This window comes from Anaerohalosphaeraceae bacterium (genome assembly GCA_035378985.1).
In the GTDB taxonomy this organism is placed as follows: domain Bacteria; phylum Planctomycetota; class Phycisphaerae; order Sedimentisphaerales; family Anaerohalosphaeraceae; genus JAHDQI01.
Genome location: DAOSUR010000001.1, coordinates 462,196 through 480,066, shown reverse-complemented (window position 1 = coordinate 480,066; position 17,871 = coordinate 462,196). Strand labels below are relative to the sequence as shown.

General features: G+C 54.9%; 16 protein-coding genes. All 16 read left to right on the top strand.

Features of this window, described 5'->3' with window-relative positions; genetic code table 11:
• Positions 1 to 86: 86 nt before the first annotated feature.
• The 16 genes from PKY88_02120 to PKY88_02045 all read left to right on the top strand — a co-directional run bounded on the left by PKY88_02120 (position 87) and on the right by PKY88_02045 (position 17,853).
• On the top strand, positions 87 to 368 hold the full coding sequence (locus PKY88_02120; GenBank protein HOQ03998.1) for a metalloregulator ArsR/SmtB family transcription factor: 282 nt from the start codon (positions 87 to 89) through the stop codon (positions 366 to 368).
• Between the two features lie 22 nt (positions 369 to 390).
• Positions 391 to 2,088: an FAD-dependent oxidoreductase gene (locus tag PKY88_02115; protein ID HOQ03997.1), complete on the top strand. Its 1,698-nt coding sequence runs from the start codon at positions 391 to 393 to the stop codon at positions 2,086 to 2,088.
• Between the two features lie 26 nt (positions 2,089 to 2,114).
• The gene (locus PKY88_02110; GenBank protein HOQ03996.1) at positions 2,115 to 4,967 is read left to right on the top strand and encodes an MMPL family transporter; all 2,853 of its coding nucleotides are present in this window, start codon (positions 2,115 to 2,117) and stop codon (positions 4,965 to 4,967) included.
• A 3-nt stretch (positions 4,968 to 4,970) separates the two neighbouring features.
• Positions 4,971 to 5,159, top strand: a complete 189-nt coding sequence (locus PKY88_02105; protein HOQ03995.1) for a DUF2892 domain-containing protein — start codon at positions 4,971 to 4,973, stop codon at positions 5,157 to 5,159.
• A 13-nt stretch (positions 5,160 to 5,172) separates the two neighbouring features.
• Positions 5,173 to 6,006, top strand: a complete 834-nt coding sequence (locus tag PKY88_02100; GenBank protein HOQ03994.1) for an outer membrane lipoprotein-sorting protein — start codon at positions 5,173 to 5,175, stop codon at positions 6,004 to 6,006.
• Entirely contained in the window at positions 6,003 to 7,271 is a 1,269-nt protein-coding gene (locus PKY88_02095) for a hypothetical protein (GenBank protein HOQ03993.1), read from the top strand. The genes PKY88_02100 and PKY88_02095 overlap by 4 nt, the downstream gene beginning before the upstream one ends.
• A 122-nt stretch (positions 7,272 to 7,393) precedes the next feature.
• Positions 7,394 to 8,716 carry a GTPase HflX gene (gene hflX, locus PKY88_02090; GenBank protein HOQ03992.1) on the top strand — a complete coding sequence of 441 codons (1,323 nt, stop codon included), beginning with the start codon at positions 7,394 to 7,396 and terminating at the stop codon, positions 8,714 to 8,716.
• A 62-nt stretch (positions 8,717 to 8,778) separates the two neighbouring features.
• Positions 8,779 to 9,774 (top strand): NAD(P)H-dependent glycerol-3-phosphate dehydrogenase, encoded by a 996-nt coding sequence (locus PKY88_02085; GenBank protein HOQ03991.1) that lies wholly within the window; start codon positions 8,779 to 8,781, stop codon positions 9,772 to 9,774.
• A 422-nt stretch (positions 9,775 to 10,196) separates the two neighbouring features.
• Positions 10,197 to 11,171, top strand: coding sequence for a pilus assembly protein PilM (gene pilM / locus PKY88_02080; GenBank protein ID HOQ03990.1), 975 nt, complete (start codon positions 10,197 to 10,199; stop codon positions 11,169 to 11,171).
• 36 nt (positions 11,172 to 11,207) lie between these two features.
• Positions 11,208 to 11,942 (top strand): PilN domain-containing protein, encoded by a 735-nt coding sequence (locus PKY88_02075; GenBank protein HOQ03989.1) that lies wholly within the window; start codon positions 11,208 to 11,210, stop codon positions 11,940 to 11,942.
• A 17-nt stretch (positions 11,943 to 11,959) separates the two neighbouring features.
• Positions 11,960 to 12,496, top strand: coding sequence for a type 4a pilus biogenesis protein PilO (gene pilO / locus PKY88_02070; GenBank protein HOQ03988.1), 537 nt, complete (start codon positions 11,960 to 11,962; stop codon positions 12,494 to 12,496).
• Positions 12,497 to 12,547: 51 nt separating this feature from the next.
• On the top strand, positions 12,548 to 13,195 hold the full coding sequence (locus tag PKY88_02065; protein ID HOQ03987.1) for a hypothetical protein: 648 nt from the start codon (positions 12,548 to 12,550) through the stop codon (positions 13,193 to 13,195).
• A complete protein-coding gene (locus PKY88_02060; GenBank protein HOQ03986.1) occupies positions 13,192 to 15,126 on the top strand; it encodes an ATPase, T2SS/T4P/T4SS family in 1,935 nt (644 codons plus the stop codon). The genes PKY88_02065 and PKY88_02060 overlap by 4 nt, the downstream gene beginning before the upstream one ends.
• Complete coding sequence (locus PKY88_02055) at positions 15,123 to 16,229, top strand: type IV pilus twitching motility protein PilT (protein HOQ03985.1); 1,107 nt, start codon at positions 15,123 to 15,125, stop codon at positions 16,227 to 16,229. The genes PKY88_02060 and PKY88_02055 overlap by 4 nt, the downstream gene beginning before the upstream one ends.
• A gap of 14 nt (positions 16,230 to 16,243) precedes the next feature.
• Entirely contained in the window at positions 16,244 to 17,404 is a 1,161-nt protein-coding gene (locus PKY88_02050) for a type II secretion system F family protein (protein HOQ03984.1), read from the top strand.
• Between the two features lie 17 nt (positions 17,405 to 17,421).
• Entirely contained in the window at positions 17,422 to 17,853 is a 432-nt protein-coding gene (locus PKY88_02045; protein ID HOQ03983.1) for a type II secretion system protein, read from the top strand.
• Positions 17,854 to 17,871: the final 18 nt, after the last annotated feature.

Here is a 17,871-nt window from a genome sequence, read left to right as displayed (position 1 = left end):
AAGTCTCGAACCAAAAGAGTTTTTCCAAATATATGACTATAAAGATATAAAGATATAAAGATGGTCCTATGTATAAGGGGAAAATTATGGATGCGAAAATTGCTCAAAAAGCGGCGGCGGTTCTAAGGGCGGCGGCTCATCCCATCCGCCTGCAGATTATCGAGGCGCTGGCCCATGAAGAGCTTTGCGTCAATAAAATTATGGAGCGGATCGGCTGCCCGCAGGCCGTGGTCAGCCAGCAGCTGGCCATTCTTCGCGATAAGGATATTCTCGAATGCCGAAGAGAGGGGACCAACGTTTTTTACCGCATCAAAAATAAAAACGTGATTCACCTTCTCCATTGTGTTTATAATCATTGTGAACCCTGATCCCATCTGAGGAGGTCATCGAATGAGTCGCAAGATTGTGATTGTTGGAGGAGTAGCAGGCGGGGCGACGGCGGCGGCACGGCTTCGCCGTCTCGATGAACAAGCCGAAATCATCCTTCTCGAACGAGGGCCGTACATTTCCTTTGCCAACTGCGGTCTGCCGTATTATTTGGGTCGGACAATTGCCAATCGCCAGGATTTGCTTTTGCAGACCCCGGAAAGCTTCTCCAAACGGTACCGAGTGGATGTCCGGATTCAGAATGAGGCCCTTCGAATCGACCGTGCCGGCAAACAAATCGAGATTCAGGATCACCGCACAGGCAGGATATACAGGGAATCCTATGATTTTTTGATTCTTTCTCCAGGGGCCGAGCCGTTCCGACCGCCGATTCCGGGAATCAATTCGAAACGGATTTTTACCCTGCGTACGGTCCCGGATGTAGATGCAATCGATGCTTTTATTCAAACCAACAATCCCAAACGCGTCGTGATTGTCGGCGGCGGCTATATCGGACTGGAAATGGCGGAAAATCTTCGTCATCGCGGTCTGCTGACGGCTGTCGTAGAGTTGGCCCCATCCGTTTTGCCCGCCGTGATGGACCCGGAGATGGCTTTCTATCTGCAGGAACATTTGCAGCAGCAGAATGTCGCCTTGTGGCTCAATGACGGCGTTGCGGCTTTTGAGGAAACGGCCGATGCTCTTCGCGTGCGTCTGAAATCCGGAATGCTTTTGCAGTGCGACTTAGCCATTTTATCTGTCGGCGTCAAGCCGGAAGTAAAACTGGCAAAAGAGGCCGGCTTAAAAATAGGAACTTTGGGGGGAATCGAAGTTTCAGAGACCCTGCAAACCAATGATCTGTCGATTTATGCGATTGGAGATGCAATCGAGGTAAAACATCCGGTTCTTGGCGGAGCGGCGCTGATACCGCTGGCCGGTCCAGCCAACAAGCAGGGACGAATGGCGGCCGACAACATCTGCGGTCTGAATCGCCGGTACAGCGGTTCCATCGGGACCGGCATTTTGAAGGTCTTTGACCTGGCCGCGGCGATGACGGGGACTCCGGAAGCGGCTCTGAAAAAGGCGGGGATAGACTATGAGAAAATCTATCTGCATCCGGCCCATCATGCGGGTTATTATCCCGGGGCGGCGCCGCTGCATATGAAGGTGCTGTTCAGCAAACCGGACGGGCGGATTCTGGGCGCCCAGATTGTCGGACGGGATGGGGTGGACAAGCGCATCGACTTGCTGGCGGCGGCGGTTCAGAAGCGGATGACCGTTTTTGACCTGATGGAGCTGGAATTGGCGTATGCCCCGCCGTACGGCAGCGGCAAAGATCCCATCAATATGGTTGGGTTTGTCGGGGCTAATGTGCTGGATGGGACGATGCCGCTGGCGCATTTTGAAAGTCTCCGGGAAGGGGATTTTGTTCTGGATGTCCGCACGGACGGGGAATGGAAGCGCGGCCATATCCCGGGTGCGGTCCATATTCCGCTGGACGAATTGCGGCAGCGTCTGGGTGAGCTGCCCAAAGACCGCACGATTTATCCCTATTGCGGCGTCGGGGTGCGCAGTTATGCCGCCACACGGATTCTCCTGCAAAACGGATTTCACGTGCGCAATCTGAGCGGCGGCTATCAGACCTGGTGTTCGGTTGCCCGCCGGCAGACAGCGGATTCCCAAACGGCCAAACAGTTAAAAGAAGAATTTTGTGTTGTCTGATTGCGGAGAAATAGAAAGGAGCAGCAATGGAATTCAAGGATAAAATCATTGCTTTTTCAGCGGACCATCCCAAATGGATTACCTGGACGATGGTTCTGTTTACGCTTGCCTGTGCCGTGATGATTCCGATGATTCGGGTGGATACGGACCCGGAGAATATGCTTTCGTCGGATGAACCGGTGCGGGTTTTTCACAATCAGACCAAGCAGCGGTTCGATTTGAGCGACATTGTGGTGCTGGGAGTGATTAATGAAAAACATCCGGCGGGTGTATTCAATGCGGCGACGCTGAACCGTGTGTATGAACTGACGGAATTTGCCAAGACGCTCCGATGGGAGGACCCGAAGAATCCGGGCAGGCAGGCGGGGGTGGTGGAAGTGGACATCATCGCTCCTTCGCTGATTGACCATATCGAGGGGGGCGGCGGGATGGTGCGATTTGAATGGCTGATGCCGCAGCCGCCGAAGACGGACCAGGAGGCGCTGGAGATTCGCGACAAAGTGATGTCCAACCAGCTTCTTCGCGGCACGATGGTTTCCGAAGACGGCAAGGCGCTGATGCTGCTTTTGCCGCTGACGGACAAACACCTCAGTTATCGGGTCTACTCGGCTCTGAATAAAAAGATTGCCCAGCTGGGCGGTACCGAGTCCTATCATATTACCGGCCTGCCCGTAGCGGAGGACACCTTCGGCGTAGAGATGTTCATCCAGATGGCGGTTTCGGCGCCGCTGGCGATGCTCACGATTTTTATTCTGATGCTGCTGTTTTTCCGCAAGCTGGTGCTGGTTCTTTCGCCGATGATAATCGCGATGGTCTCGGTCATTACAACAATGGGGCTTCTCATCGGGTTCGGCTATCCGGTTCATATTATGAGCTCAATGATTCCCATCTTCCTGATGCCGATTTCGGTGGTCGATTCGGTCCATATTTTGTCGGAGTTTTTTGACCGCTATACGCGGGAAAAAGGCCGCCGACAGACCATTCTGGAAGTGATGCACATCTTGTTTGTCCCGATGCTGTACACCTCGCTGACCTCGGCGGCGGGGTTTTTGTCGCTGGCTCTGACGCCGATTCCGCCGGTGCAGGTATTCGGCGTGTTTGTATCGATCGGGATTATGATTGCCTGGGTCTTTACCGTGACGTTTGTACCGGCTTATGTGATGCTGCTTCCGGAGCGAACCCTGGCGAATTTCGGTCTGGCGGTGCATCAGGAAGAGACGCAGACCTGGCTGACGCGGCTTTTGGCCCGGACCGGACGAATGACTGTGCGGCAGGCCAAGCCGATTCTGGCGGTTCTGATGCTGCTGTCAGCAGGGGCCGTGTACGGCATCGCACAGATTGTCATCAACGATAATCCGGTCAAATGGTTCTCCAGACGTCATCCGATACGGCAGGCCGATATCGCCCTGAATGAACATTTCGGCGGCACTTATATGGCCTATCTGGTGCTTCGAAGTCCGGATGAACATCCGGCCCAGGCGGGCTTTGTCCAGGAAGTTCAGGAGCGTCTCCGGCGGCTTGCGGAGAACCGCAAAGCCGAAGAGCCGTCCATCGAGAAGGCTGCTGTTTCGGCTGGGGACAAACTGCAGGAACTGGCAGCCGAGGGTTCAACGGCGCCGGCCCTGATGGAAGAGATGGTTCGGTTTGTACAGACCCGGATGGAGCAGGCCTCCGACCAGGATTTTTACGGCTGGCAGGAACTGGAGGCCTTTTTCGGCGTGGAGCGGGAGCGGCTTCGGCCGTTCAAACGGCCGGAGGTTCTGGTCTGGATAAAAGGGCTGCAGACCCATCTGGAAAAGGCCGGCCTGGTCGGCAAGAGCAATTCCCTTGCAGATATTGTGATGAAGGTCAATCAGGAACTGGTGGACGGCCGACCGGAAAGTTTCCGGGTTCCGGAGAAGGTTGAACAGGTCGCTGAATGTCTGATTCAGTACCAGAACAGCCATCGTCCGCAGGATTTGTGGCATATGACGACGCAGGAGATGACCGAAGCGGTTATCTGGATGCAGCTGACCAGCGGCGACAACCGGGATATGGAGCGGGTCGTGCGGGCGGTGGAGGAATACTGGAAGACCAGTCCGCCGCCGATTGCCCTGGAGCATCAGTGGGCGGGGCTGACTTATATCAATATCATCTGGCAGAACAAGATGGTCTGGGGGATGCTCCAGTCGTTCCTCGGCAGCTTTCTGGTGGTCTTTATTATGATGGCGATTTTGTTCCGTTCGGTGCTGTGGGGTCTGATTTGCATGATTCCGCTGACCATCACGATTGTGATGATCTACGGTCTGATCGGCTGGCTGGGCAAGGATTATGATATGCCCGTGGCGGTGCTCAGCGCCCTGACGCTCGGAATGGCGGTGGATTTTGCCATTCATTTCCTCGAACGAGCACGGGACCATTACAAAAAGGTCGGGTCGTGGGAGAAGGTATCTGAGGAAATGTTCGGCGAACCGGCCCGGGCCATCACCCGCAATGTGCTGGTGATTGCCATCGGCTTTCTGCCGCTGCTGGCGGCTCCGCTGGTGCCGTATAAGACCGTGGGCATCTTTCTGTGTGCGATTATGGCTCTGTCGGGTGTGGTTACGCTGCTGGTGCTGCCGGCCTTGCTGAAAATCGGCGAAAAAGTCCTGTTTCGTCCGGCTGCCCAGCCGGTCGGGCCGGCCTGCAACTGCGGATTCTGTCTGGTTATTTCGCTTTCAACCGTCGTCCTGATTGCACTGAATGTTCATCAGTACTGGCACGTGGGTGTGGGAAAACTGACCTGGATTAGTCTGGGTTTGATTCCGCTGCTGGCCCTGACCTGCGGGCTGCTGTCCCGCCGGCAGGCCTGCCGGATGAGCGAACCGAAAAACTCTGTATCTTCTGAAGAAGGGAGGTAAAATATGACGGTCGAACGAATGCTGCGCGGCATTGCAGGTTTTTTTATTCTGCTCAGTGTCGGGCTGGCGGCTGTGCACAGCCCGTACTGGCTCTGGTTTACGGCCTTTGTGGGAGCCAATCTCCTGCAGTCGGCCTTTACCAATTGGTGTCCGATGATGACAATCCTGCGGAAACTTGGAATTCAGGGATAGAAAGGAGAGTGCTATGAAAACATTCGGATTCTGGCTGACGGTTCTGCTGACGGCCGGTTTGGCGGCTTTGCCGGCGGCGGCTCAGGAGGCAGAAGCGGTCCCTTCTGTCGATGAAATTGTCCAGCGGGCCAATCATATGGCCTATTATCAGGGCCTGGACGGCAAGAGCACCGTATCGATGAAGATTACCGACAGAAACGGCAACGTCCGCACCCGGGAGTTTATCATCCTGCGCAAAAACGGCGAAGGGGGCAACCAGAAATACTTTGTGTATTTCCTGCAGCCGCCGGATGTGCGGAGGATGGTCTTTATGGTGCACAAATTTGCCGCTCTCGACAAAGATGATGACCGCTGGCTGTATCTGCCCTCGCTGGACCTGGTTAACCGCATCGCCGCCTCGGATAAGCGAACGAGTTTTGTCGGCTCCGATTTTCTCTATGAAGACGTTTCCGGACGCAGTCTGGAGGAGGATGTCCACGAGCTGGCTCAGGTGACCGAGGAGCGGTTTCTGATTAAGAACACGCCGAAAAATCCGGCCTCTGTCGAGTTTTCCTATTTCACGGTGGAAATCGACCGCAAGACCTATATGCCGATGAAGATGGAATATTTCGACAAAAGCGGTACCCTTTATCGGGTCATCGAGGCCAAAAAGGTTGAGCCGATTTCCGCCAAAGAAGGCGACCGTCAGGTAGAGTATCTGACGGTGACCGAATCGGTTGTCAAAGACCTCAAAACCGGCAGCACGACGGAAATGAAGTTCAGCAATGTCCAGTACAATCTCGGCCTGAATGATGATTTGTTTACGGAACGCTATCTGCGGCGTCCGCCGCGGGAGGCGATGCGATGAGAACGATTCCGGGAGGATGTGCGGCGGCAGTCTTGCTTTGGACAATTGCAGCGGCAAGTGGAGAAGAGGTACAGAAACAGTCGTTTTGGAGTCAATGGGCTGAGCCGGAGGTGCACGGCTTCTGGGAGGCCCGCGGCGGCTATCGCCTGCAGAATGACCGCTATCAGAAGGATATGTCTGTGATGGAAACCCGCTTCCAGCTCGATTTGTTCACCTATACGGACTGGGCGGAGTTCAAATACAAAGGGGATGTCTTTGGGGATTGGGTTCAGGAAAAAGGCCGCTACCAGACGCGCGAGACGTGGATGTTTTTCCGTCCGAGCGACTCAATGGATGTCAAACTGGGCCGACAGGTTCTCACCTGGGGCACAGGGGATATGCTGTTTATCAACGACCTGTTCCCCAAAGACTGGCAGTCCTTCTTTCTCGGGCGCGATGTTGAATACCTGAAGGCCCCGTCGGATGCCGTTAAGGTGAGCTTCTTCCAGGATTGGGCGAATCTGGATATCGTTTATACACCCCAGTTTGACAGCGATCGGTTCATCCGGGGCGAGGGAATCTCGTACTGGAATGCCAATCTGGGACGAACGGCGGGGGAGGATGTGCACATTCATACCGACAAGCCCGACCGCTGGTTTCGGGATGATGAAGTGGCCCTGCGTCTGTACAAAAACATCAACAATTACGAGTTTGCCCTGTACGGCTATCATGGGTTCTGGAAAAGTCCTGCCGGGCAGAATGCAGCCGGTCTGGCAACGTTTCCGGATTTGAATGTGTACGGCGCCAGCGTCCGCGGGCAGGTCGGCAAGGGTATTGGGAATGCGGAAATCGGCTATTATCAGTCGCGCGATGATGAAAACGGCGATGACCCGATGACGGCGAATTCCGAGATGCGGTATCTGCTCGGCTATACGCAGGAAATCGGCACGGATTTCACGGCCGGAATGCAGTATTATGTTGAGCAAATGCTGGATTATGACGCCTACAAACAGTCGCCGGGAATGACGCGGGATGAGTTTCGCCATGTTCTGACGCTGCGGCTGACCAAACTGCTGATGAACCAGAACCTGACGCTTTCTTTCTTTGGGTATTATTCGCCCTCCGACAAGGATGCCTATCTGCGGCCGAACGTGCACTACAAAGCCAGCGACCGCTGGTCGATGGAAATGGGGTCCAATATCTTTTTCGGCGACTATCGAAACACCTTCTTTGGACAGTTTCGGGACAACACAAATCTTTATGCGGCAATCCGTTATAGTTTTTAGAGGTGCAAAGTGCCCTTTTGGAGGTTGAACGGCCTGGGCGGTGAACCTTTCTTTTTTTTCAAAGAAATGTTATACTAGGAAAATAAAACAAGAAGCTGTTTTTGGAGGTGTTTTAGCGGGAATTGGAAAAAATCAGAGAGCATATCAAGGTCCAGCAGGAACGCGCCATTCTTGTCGGGGCCTATCCAAAAGATAAAAACGGTCAAAAGAAAAATGATAACCTGGCGGAATTGACGGCCTTGGCGGAAAGTGCCGGGGCGATAGTCGTAGGCCGCCTGCAGCAGCGGCTCAGCCGCATCAATCCCTCTACTTATATCGGCAAAGGTAAGGCCGAATATCTTTCCCAAAAGGTTCAGGAAAGCCAGGCCAATCTGGTCATTTTCGATAATGACCTGACACCCGGGCAGATTCGGGAGCTCGAAAAAATCGTTAAAGTGCGGGTTCTGGATCGCAGCGAACTGATTCTGGATATTTTTGCCACGCGGGCGCAAACCAAACAGGCCAAACTTCAGGTGGAACTGGCTCAGCTCGAATACACCTATCCCCGTCTGACGCGGATGTGGAGCCATTTGGATAACGTGGCTGGCGCGGGGGGCGGTACGGCGGCCGGTGCGGTCGGCGGTATTGGTACACGCGGTACCGGTGAAAAGCAGCTCGAAATCGACCGCCGGCTCGTCAGCAAGCGCATTACAGACCTGAAGCGGGAACTGGCCGAGATTGACCGGCGGATTCTGCGGGAAATCGCCGGTCGAAAAGACTTTTTCAAGATTTGTCTGGTGGGCTATACCAATGCCGGCAAAAGCACCCTTCTGAATGCCCTGACGGGGGCCGATGTGCTCGTGGAAGACCGTCTTTTTGCGACGCTGGATACCCGCACCCGCAAGTGGCGGATTGACGGCGGTCTGGAGGTGCTTTTGAGCGATACCGTCGGGTTTGTGAGCAAACTGCCGCATCATTTGGTTGCTTCGTTTAAGGCCACGCTCGAAGAGGCCGTCCACGCCGACCTTCTGCTTCACGTGGCGGATGCTTCCAGCCCTGAGGTCTTTGACCAGATTCAAAGTGTCCAGAAGGTTCTGGAGGAAATCGGCTGCGGCGGAAAGCCGGTTCTGCTGCTGCTGAACAAGTGCGACCGTATTGCCGACGGAGGGCTGTTCGATTCTCTCCAGTCTGTTTATCCGGATGCCCTGTGCATTTCGGCCCGTTCCGGCCTGAATCTGGATTTGCTGGCGCAGCGAGTTCTGGATTATGTGAAAGGACAGAACATCTATATCCGCCTGCACTGTGCACCTTCGGAGGGCAGAATTATTGCTTTTCTGCGAACGCATGCGGCGGGTCTGAAGGAATGCTACGATGAACAGGGGGTGCTTCTGGAAGGGTGGCTGGGCCGAAATCAGCTGCCGCATCTGCGTCATTTGGGAGCCCAGCCCGAAGAAGTCTGCCTCTAATCCGTCCGGCAAATCTGCGGACATTTCTTGCCAAACACCGCTTTGTATGCTTTACTGTCGGTATGTTTCGACAGGTAACGATCATCGGTGATGGTGCGATGGGGACCGTCTGCGGGATGCTGCTGTGCCGCAACGGCGTCCGGACAACGCTGTGGGGTTATGATGCCGCTCAGCTGACTCAATTCGAGAAAGCGCGCGAAAACACCCGCTTTCTGCCCGGCTATCGGCTGCCGGAGGATTTGCGGCTGGAGCCGGATGACTCCAAAGCAATGGCAGGAGCCCAGCTGCTGGTGTCGGCGGTTCCCTGTCAGTATGTTCGCTCCGTTTGGAGCCGCCTGAAGCCCTTTGTGCCGCCGAAGGTGCCGATTGTCAGCGTTACCAAAGGGCTCGAAAACGGCACCCTGCTTCGTCCGTCGGAGATTCTGGCGGATGTCCTCGGAGCCGACCGAACGCTTGCCGCTCTGTCAGGGCCGACGATTGCGGAGGAATTGATGCGGGGGCTGCCGGCCACAGCGACGGCGGCCTGTGAGGATTTGCATCTGGCCGAAGCGATTCAAAAAACGTTCTCGACCCCCTTTTTCCGGGTTTATACCAACAGCGATTTGAAGGGGGTTGAGCTGGCCGGCGCAATGAAAAATGTGATTGCCATTGCCGCCGGCGGAATTGATGGTATTGGGGCCGGAGACAATGCCAAGGCCGCTCTGATTACGCGGGGGCTGGCGGAAATCAAGCGGCTGGGTGTGGCAATGGGGGCCCAGGAAAGCACCTTTGCGGGCTTAAGCGGCCTGGGCGATTTGGTCACAACCTGCATCTCTCCCAAAGGACGCAACCGCACGTTTGGAGAACGGATTGGGCGGGGAATGACCGCCGCGGAGGCCCTGGCACAGACGGCGGGCGTTGTGGAAGGGGTGACGACCTGCCGTTCGGTGGTGGACCTGGCGGCCAAGTGGGGGGTTGAGATGCCGATATCCGAGGCGGTGCTGGCTGTTGTGTCCGGCCGGATGACGGCAAAGGAGGCCATCTCGGCTTTGATGAGCCGCTCTCTGAAGGCCGAGTGATTTTGTTCAAAGAAGACATTTCTCTCCCTCATTCTTTCTTTTTCTTCTTTTTTTATAGGACTAAACTTTTCCGCCCTTCCTCCTTCTCGGAATCTTTGTTCCTGATTTTGTTTTGAAAAACCGTGCATTGACATTGAGTGCAGATTCCGACGGCCGTTTCAAGAAAAGTTTCCGCGTTATTATCAGACGGAAAATCTGCCGGCAGGACAATTTGCCGGAAAGAGATGGAAAAGGCGAACATTATGTACACTTTAAATACCCAGGCGGTGTTGTCGGAACAAGCTCTCAGGAAGCGTGCTAATGTTGAAGGGGATTCCTGACGACGAAAGAACGGAGACAAAATGTTTAGATGGGTTTTCTAAATAAGGTACGGATGGGGGAGCGAGCAGGGAGTTTAAAGGCTATGTGCCGGGAAACTGAATATGTTTGGTAAGAAGTACGGTCCAATCGGAGTGGATTTGGGCAGCGGCCATCTGCGGGCGGTTCAGCTCGGACAGAATGGTCAGGGTTTGTTTCTCCAGGCCGGAGGAATACGGAGCAAACCCGATGAGATAAAGTTTGGTACCCCGGAATGGCAGCGGTGGGCCCTCGAAGCCCTGCGGGAAATTGTCCGTGAAAGTTCCTTCAAGGGAGCCAAGGTGACAACAGCCCTGCCGTCGGATGACTTGTTTATCGACCAGGTCCGGGTTCCTCGGGCCTCTTCGGCAGCGGCGATGGAACAGGCCGCCTTTGCCAAAGTCCAGTCCAAACTGCCGTTTAAGCCCGAAGAAGGACTGCTGAAGTACGTTTTGGCTGAACCCGCGGAGGGCAAGGGGGCGGAAGTGGAGGTCGTTGTGATGGGTGCCGGTCGGCTGGCGCTGGAGGTGCATTTGGCGATTTATGAACAGGCCGGTCTGGAGGTGGCGGGGATAATCCCGTGGCCGCTGGCAATGATCACGAGTTATGCAAGGTTTTTCTGCCGGCGGAAACACGAGCAGGACCGCGTGTCGATACTGATGTCGGTCGGCACGCATCACTGCAATGTCGTCATTTGCCGGGGGATGGCCCTTCTGTTCGCGCGGGTGGTTCCCATCGGATTTGCTGAACTGAATAACGATGCCGGTATGATGCATCGGCTCATTGCCGAACTGGATGCCTGCGCCCGCTATTATCAAACGATGCCGTCGGCTGCTCCGATCGAGCGGCTGGTTTTTCTGGCCGGAAGCGGTGTCAGCCGCGCCGTCTGTGAAGGGGTTGCAGAGTTGGCCCAGCGGATGCAGATTGCCGCACAGGTCGGCGATGTTCTCTCGGCGATTCGATTGGACCCGGTGGAGCAGAAGATGATGATTGATCGGCGCAACTCCAAGGTGGACTGGTCTCTGGCCTTTGGGCTTAGTTTACAGGGAGTGAAAGGGTAGAAAACAGAACCGTTCTGATTGGTGGAGAATACGGATATGGCAACGATTAATTTTGTACCGGATGATTATATTCAGCAGCGGCAGTCCAGCCGCGCCAATTCTCTTTATCTGATTCTGCTGGTGGCGGTTCTGTGCGGAATCGGCGCCACCTTCTCGGTTTTGAAGATGCGCCAGCGCTCCGTTCAGGCCGAACTGAACCAGCTCAGTCAGCAGCTCAGCCAGGCCAAAGAACAGATTGCCAAACTGGAAGAGTTAAAGAGCAAGAACAAGACCCGTATGAATGTAATGATGATGACGGCCAACCTGATTGAACCGGTGCCGCGCAGCATTCTCCTGGCCTGCCTGACCAACAATCTGCCCAGCGGAGTCTCTTTGACCGCCCTCGAAATGAAGGAAAAGGAAAAACCCAAAACGGCGTCTCCGGCACCTTCCGCCGCCAAGCCGGGAGCCGCCAAAAAGCCGGCTGCTGCTGTGAAACCCGGTCCGGCATCCGCCAAGGCGGCCGCAGAGACGCCGGCGTCCCCTCCGGAATCGGAGGTGACGCTGACCATTCAGGGGCTGGCGCCCAGCGATATCGAGGTGGCCAATTATATTGCCAATCTCAATGAAGCCGTTCTGTTTGACCAAGTGCAGCTGGTCCAGAGCGAGGAGCGGGAAGTGGAAGGACTGAAGTTTCGGGAGTTTCGTCTGACCGCACGAATTCGCCCCGACCTGAAACTGACCCGAAAAGATATTGAGGAAATTCGCAAAAAACGCGACCAAACCATCTGACCGAAAGGGGATGTCCGATGAACAGCGGAATTCGCCATATCATCTTTTTCATCATGATTGTCGCCATGGTGTACGTTTCGTACGCCTATATGATTCGTCCGGCCAATGAGTATCTCACTCAGCAGCGGCTGCAAATGGAGGCCGGTCGGGCCAAACTCGAGGAACTCCGCCGGGCTACGGCGGCCTCGGAGGACCTCAGTGTGCAGCTGGAGCAGATGGAAAAGATTATTCGCGAGTTTGAGAGCAAACTGCCCCCCAGCAGCGAGATTCACACTGTGCTCGAAAACGTCACTCTTATCGCCCAGCGGCACGGGCTGGTGCCCAAGATGATTCGAACCCTTAAGACGACGACCAACGGCGGATACATTGAACAGCCCCTTGAGATGGAGCTTCACGGAGATTTTAACTCCTATTATGCCTTCCTGCTTGAGCTGGAACGGCTCGACCGGATTACGAAAATCCGCCAGCTCGAACTGAAAAAGAAATCCAAATACGAAGGCCAGATGGAGGCCAAGTTTGTCATGAGTATTTTCTTCCAGAATTCCAAAGCGTAACGGACCGCTTCGTTTTGTCCGGCAGCGGTCCCTTGGATAAGGAGTTGCCCTATGCTGTCTTTTTTGCGAGATGGAAGTCAGACCCCGGCAGCCGCCCAGATGCAGACTGAAGGAACTTCAGCTCCTTCGTCGCCGGCGACTCAGGATTTTCTGCGTCCGGCCGTGCGGAACCAAACGGTCAAGCAGGGAACTGTTTTGCTGGCGGTGTTGTTTCTGGCCGGAGGTGCGGCCGTTTGGTGGATGATTAAAAAGTCCGGTCTGTCCCAGGCCCAGGGGGCCACAGCGGCGGAAACCTCTCACATAGACGAGATGCTTTCCCAGCTGAAAAGTTTCCAGAAAGATATGAATTCTCAGATGAGTTCCGTCTCCAGCCGCTTTTCCCAGATTTCCCAGCTCGGTCAAATTACCGTCGAGGAACTGAAGAAAAATCCGTTCCGTCAGGAATGGACGCCGGTTTCTCCCGGTGAGGATTTGTCCTTCAGTCAGTCGCTTCTTCGCAAAGAAGAAATGCGCCGCAAAGCCGCCGGGCTGAAACTGTGGAGCATCACCGCACGCCCGGACCGGTCCTGCTGCATGATCGGCGACAAGGTCCTCTATATCGGGGACGCCGTCAGCGGATTTGTGGTCAAAGAGATTCATCCGGACCGGGTGGTTCTCGGCTGGGAAGACCTTACTGTGGAGCTGAAAATAGAGGAATGAGGCGATTATTCGGAAAAAATAAAACGGCCTCGGAGCCGGTGGCCCTGGCCGACCTCGAAGATCAGAACGGCCAAATCGAATTGGCCCCCGGTCTGAGGAATCTGTATTGTCCGGAGCCCAAGGCTGCTCTGCATGTCCGCGATTTGGCGGATGTGCTGGCGGAGATGGGGGTTTTGACCGCCGAACAGCTTCAGGAACTCCGAACGGAGAAAGTCCGGGGGGAGGAGCTGGAAAAACACCTCAAAAAGAAGGGGATTTCGCCGGAAGCGATTCTGGAGGCCAAGGCCCGGCTGTACGGCTATGAGTTTGTCCGGCTGGACCCCGAAAAGGTGGACCGGGAGGTTTTCAAAAAACTCGACAAGGACTACATTCGCACCAATCACCTGATGCCGGTGGCCGTAGAGAACAATACGCTCGTGCTGGCCGCCAGCGACCCAGCCAATGTTTTCGGGTTTGATGATGTCAAACGGCAGACGGGAATGAACATTCGGGTGGTTGTCTGTATGCCTGAAAATATCGAGGCCGTCTGCGACGCCTTTGATGAAAGCAAGTTCGATTACAACGTCGATGAAATCATCAGCGATTTGGGCGAAATCGAACTGGTTCAGGAAACCGAAGAAAGCATTGAAGACCTCGAAAAAAGCGCCGGTGAGTCGCCTGTCATTAAGTTTGTCAATTATATCCTCAGCAATGCCCTGCGGGAAGGGGCCAGCGATATTCATATTGAACCGAAGGAAAAATACACGAAAATCCGCTATCGAATCGACGGCGTTTTGTTCGAAATTCAGCAGGCACCGGCTAAAATGCATCCGGCCATTGTTTCACGCCTGAAGATTATGGCCAATCTGGACATCTCCGAGCGGCGCGTCCCGCAGGATGGAAAAATCGCCGTAATTATGGGCGGGCGAGGCGTTGATTTGCGGGTGTCGGTACTGCCGACCTGCCACGGCGAAAAAGTGGTGGTTCGCCTGCTGGACAGCAAAAGCATCATGCTCGGCCTGGATAAGTCGGGCATGGAGCCCCGGGTGCTCAAGGCCTTCCAGGACCAGATTGAACTGCCGCACGGCATTCTCCTGGTCACCGGCCCCACAGGCAGCGGCAAAAGCACGACGCTTTATTCGGCCCTGGCCCAGATGGACAGCGAACGGCTGAACGTCTCCACAGTGGAGGACCCGGTCGAATATCAGCTGGAGTACTGCAACCAGGTTCAGGTGAACGAAAAAGCCGGAATGACCTTTGCCGCGGCCCTGCGCAGTCTGCTTCGTCAGGACCCGGACATTATCATGATCGGCGAAATTCGCGACCAGGAGACCGCCCGCATTGCCGTCCAGGCAGCTCTGACAGGCCATTTGGTGCTGTCTACACTGCACACCAACGATGCTCCCAGCAGCGTCTCCCGATTGGTGAATATCGGCGTAGAACCGTACCTGATTGCCGCCTCGCTGAATGCCATCCTGGCCCAGCGCCTTGTGCGGCGAATCTGTGAGAATTGCAAGGAATCTGTTCCTGTTCCGGATGCGGTGCGGCGGTATTTCGAGCGGGCCCGGATTGAGATTAATGAAATGATGCGCGGCAAAGGTTGCGACAAATGCCGCCAGAGCGGCTATTCCGGCCGAGCGGGCATTTTTGAACTGCTGGTTGTGGATGAAAAATTCCGCCAGCTGATTCACGAAGACCCCTCTGTCCACAGCATGCGGAAGGCCTTCGCCAAAAGCGGCTGGCCGACGCTGTGTGAAGACGGTCTTCAGAAAGTCAAGAAAGGAATCACTACCATTGAAGAAGTCCTTCGGGTGACCGAAGAGGTCCGTCTGGAAGAAGAGGAACCGCCAGCCAAGGCGGCCGTTAAAACGGCTTCGGAATCGTCGGTTGTTTCCGGGGAGAATGCTTCGACGGAAAAGAAACGAACGGAACGAGCGAGGAAAAAAGTATGATTTCAGTCAAAGATATCCTGGCGATTGCTATTCAGTCCGGTGCGTCGGACGTGCATATCAACACCAATCTGCCTCCGGTGATGCGCATCAACACGGAACTGATTCTGATGGATATGCCGGAGGTGTCCGCGGAGGATGCGGCCGCGATGGTGCTGGAGATGGTCGGACCGGAAAAATTCAAGAAGTTTGAGGAAAAGCGAGACCTGGACTTTTCGACGATGATTGACGACGGCAGCCGATTCCGCGTCAATGCCCATTACCAGAAGGAAAGCATCGCCATTTCTTTCCGTGCCATTTCCAACAAAGTGCCGGATATCAACGACCTGCATCTGCCGGAAATCGTCAAGGAACTGACGGACCTGCCGCGCGGTCTGGTGATTGTCACCGGTCATACCGGGTCGGGCAAAAGCACCACACTGGCCTCGATGATCGGCGTCATCAACAAAAAATACAAAAAACGCATTATTACCCTTGAAGACCCTATCGAATATCTGCTTGAAAATCAGTCCTGCATGATTGAACAGCGGGAAATCGGCTCGGACTGTCCGACTTTTGCCTCCGGTCTGCGGCATGCCCTTCGTCAGGACCCCGACATCATTCTGGTCGGCGAAATGCGCGACCTGGAAACCACCAGTGCGACGATTACCGCCGCCGAAACGGGCCATTTGGTGCTGTCCACTCTGCACACGGTGAACGCGTCTCAGACCGTCGAGCGTATCATTGATATTTATCCGGCCAGCCAGCAGAACCAGATTCGGGCGATGCTGGCCAACACGCTGCAGGCGGTGATTTCCCAGACGCTGTTTCGGCGCGTTGACCAGCCGGGAATGGTGCCCTGCACGGAGATCCTTTTGTGCACCTCGGCGGTCCGCAACTGCATCCGTGAAAACCGGATTTATGAGATTCCCAACATTATTGAAACCTCCCGGCGTCTGGGAATGCAGAGCATGGATTTCAGCATTCAGCAGATGTATGAAGCCGGCTATATTGACCGCGAAGAGGCGATTAACCGCTCCAGCAACCCGGCCAAGATGGAAAAACTGCTTTCGCCGGCCCCCGTCCGGAAAACCGCTCCTTCTGCTAAAGCCAAAGTAACCGCCTGATGGAGTAAGAAAAGATGAATATTCTGGAGAAACTCGGTACACAGACCTCCCGTTCGCAGCGGCTGGAAGAAGCTGCGGCCGTCTCTCATGCGGCCCCCAAACCCAAGTCCCGGGGGTTTCGAATCGAATTCGGCCCAAGCCGCAAAGATATTCTGAACTTTACCAATCAGCTGGCAGTGATGCTGCGGGCGGGCATCAGTCTGCAGGATGCCCTCGAATCCATCGGGGCCCAAATCCAGAAACAGAAGTTTCGCAGGATTGTGCTGGACCTCAAACAGCAGATTGAAGCGGGCAAAAGCTTCTCGCAGGCTCTCAGCGCCCATCCGGAAGTTTTCAGCAATCTGTACATCAATATGGTGGCGGCCGCTGAAATCTCCGGCTCAATGAGTTCGATGCTCCAGCGTCTGGCCGAATACCTCGACCAGGAGGCGGAAACCCGAAGCCAGGTCATCAGCGCTATGATTTACCCAATCATTATCGGCGTCATGGCGGTTACCTGCGTGACCTTCCTGCTGACCTTTGTTCTGCCGCGGTTTCTGGTTGTTTTTGAAGGCAAGGAGCATCTCCTGCCGGCTCCGACCAAACTGATTATGGCCCTCAGCACCGGAGTTCGCTCCTATTGGTTCATTGTCTTTCCGGCTATCGGAATGCTGTTGGTCGGCTTCTGGTATTTCACCCGAAAAACCCCCATTGGAAAACGATGGTGGGACCGCACAAAACTGCGGATTCCTCTCTTGAGAACTCTGTGCCGAAGCCTGTATATTACCCGCAGCATGCATACGATGGGAGTGCTGACCAATGCAGGCGTGCCCATCCTCGATACCATTTCGATTACCGCGCAAATCACCGGCAATACGCTCTATGAGAGCATGTGGAAGGGGGTTTTTGAAGAGGTGCGGCAGGGCAAGAAGATTGCCTCCAGTCTGGCACAGTTTACGCTGATGCCTTCCAATGTGGTTCAGATGATTCAGTCCGGCGAGGAATCCGGAACTCTCGGCGATGTTCTCAATGACATCTCCCAGTTTTATGCCCGAGAATTGCGGACCGTCATCAAAACCGTAACCAGTATGATTGAACCGCTGATGATTGTCGTGATGGGACTGCTGGTGGGCTTTATTGCGATGAGCATTATTCTGCCCATCTTCAAAATGTCCAGCGTTGTCACCAGCGGCTGATGCAGGAGGTTTATTCTATGACCGATGCAAAAAATCGAAGGAGCATGGGATTTACTCTGCTGGAGGCGCTCTTTGCCGCCGTTCTGATCGGCCTGGCGATTGCCGCGCTCCTGGGTACCAGCAGCGCCTTTACGATGAAGAACGCCGCCGGTGTGGACCTGTCCACAGCGGAGTTTCTCATTGAGGAAATTCGGGAAATGACGGCTTCAGAACCGTTTGATTCTCTGACGGCCTATGACGGCCAGTCCTACAATCCGCCCATCGACGTGCAGAAAAATCTGCTGGAGGATTTTGCGGTTTTTACCCAGCAGATTCAGGTGGATTACGTGAATGCCTCGGATTTAACCCAAACCGTTACAGGTCCCACCGATTTTATCCGGATGACTGTCACGATTCTCAAAAACGGCCGGCCTGTCAGTTCGGCCAGCTGGATTCGGGCTCGCCTGTAAGAGTACGGGAGAATGAAT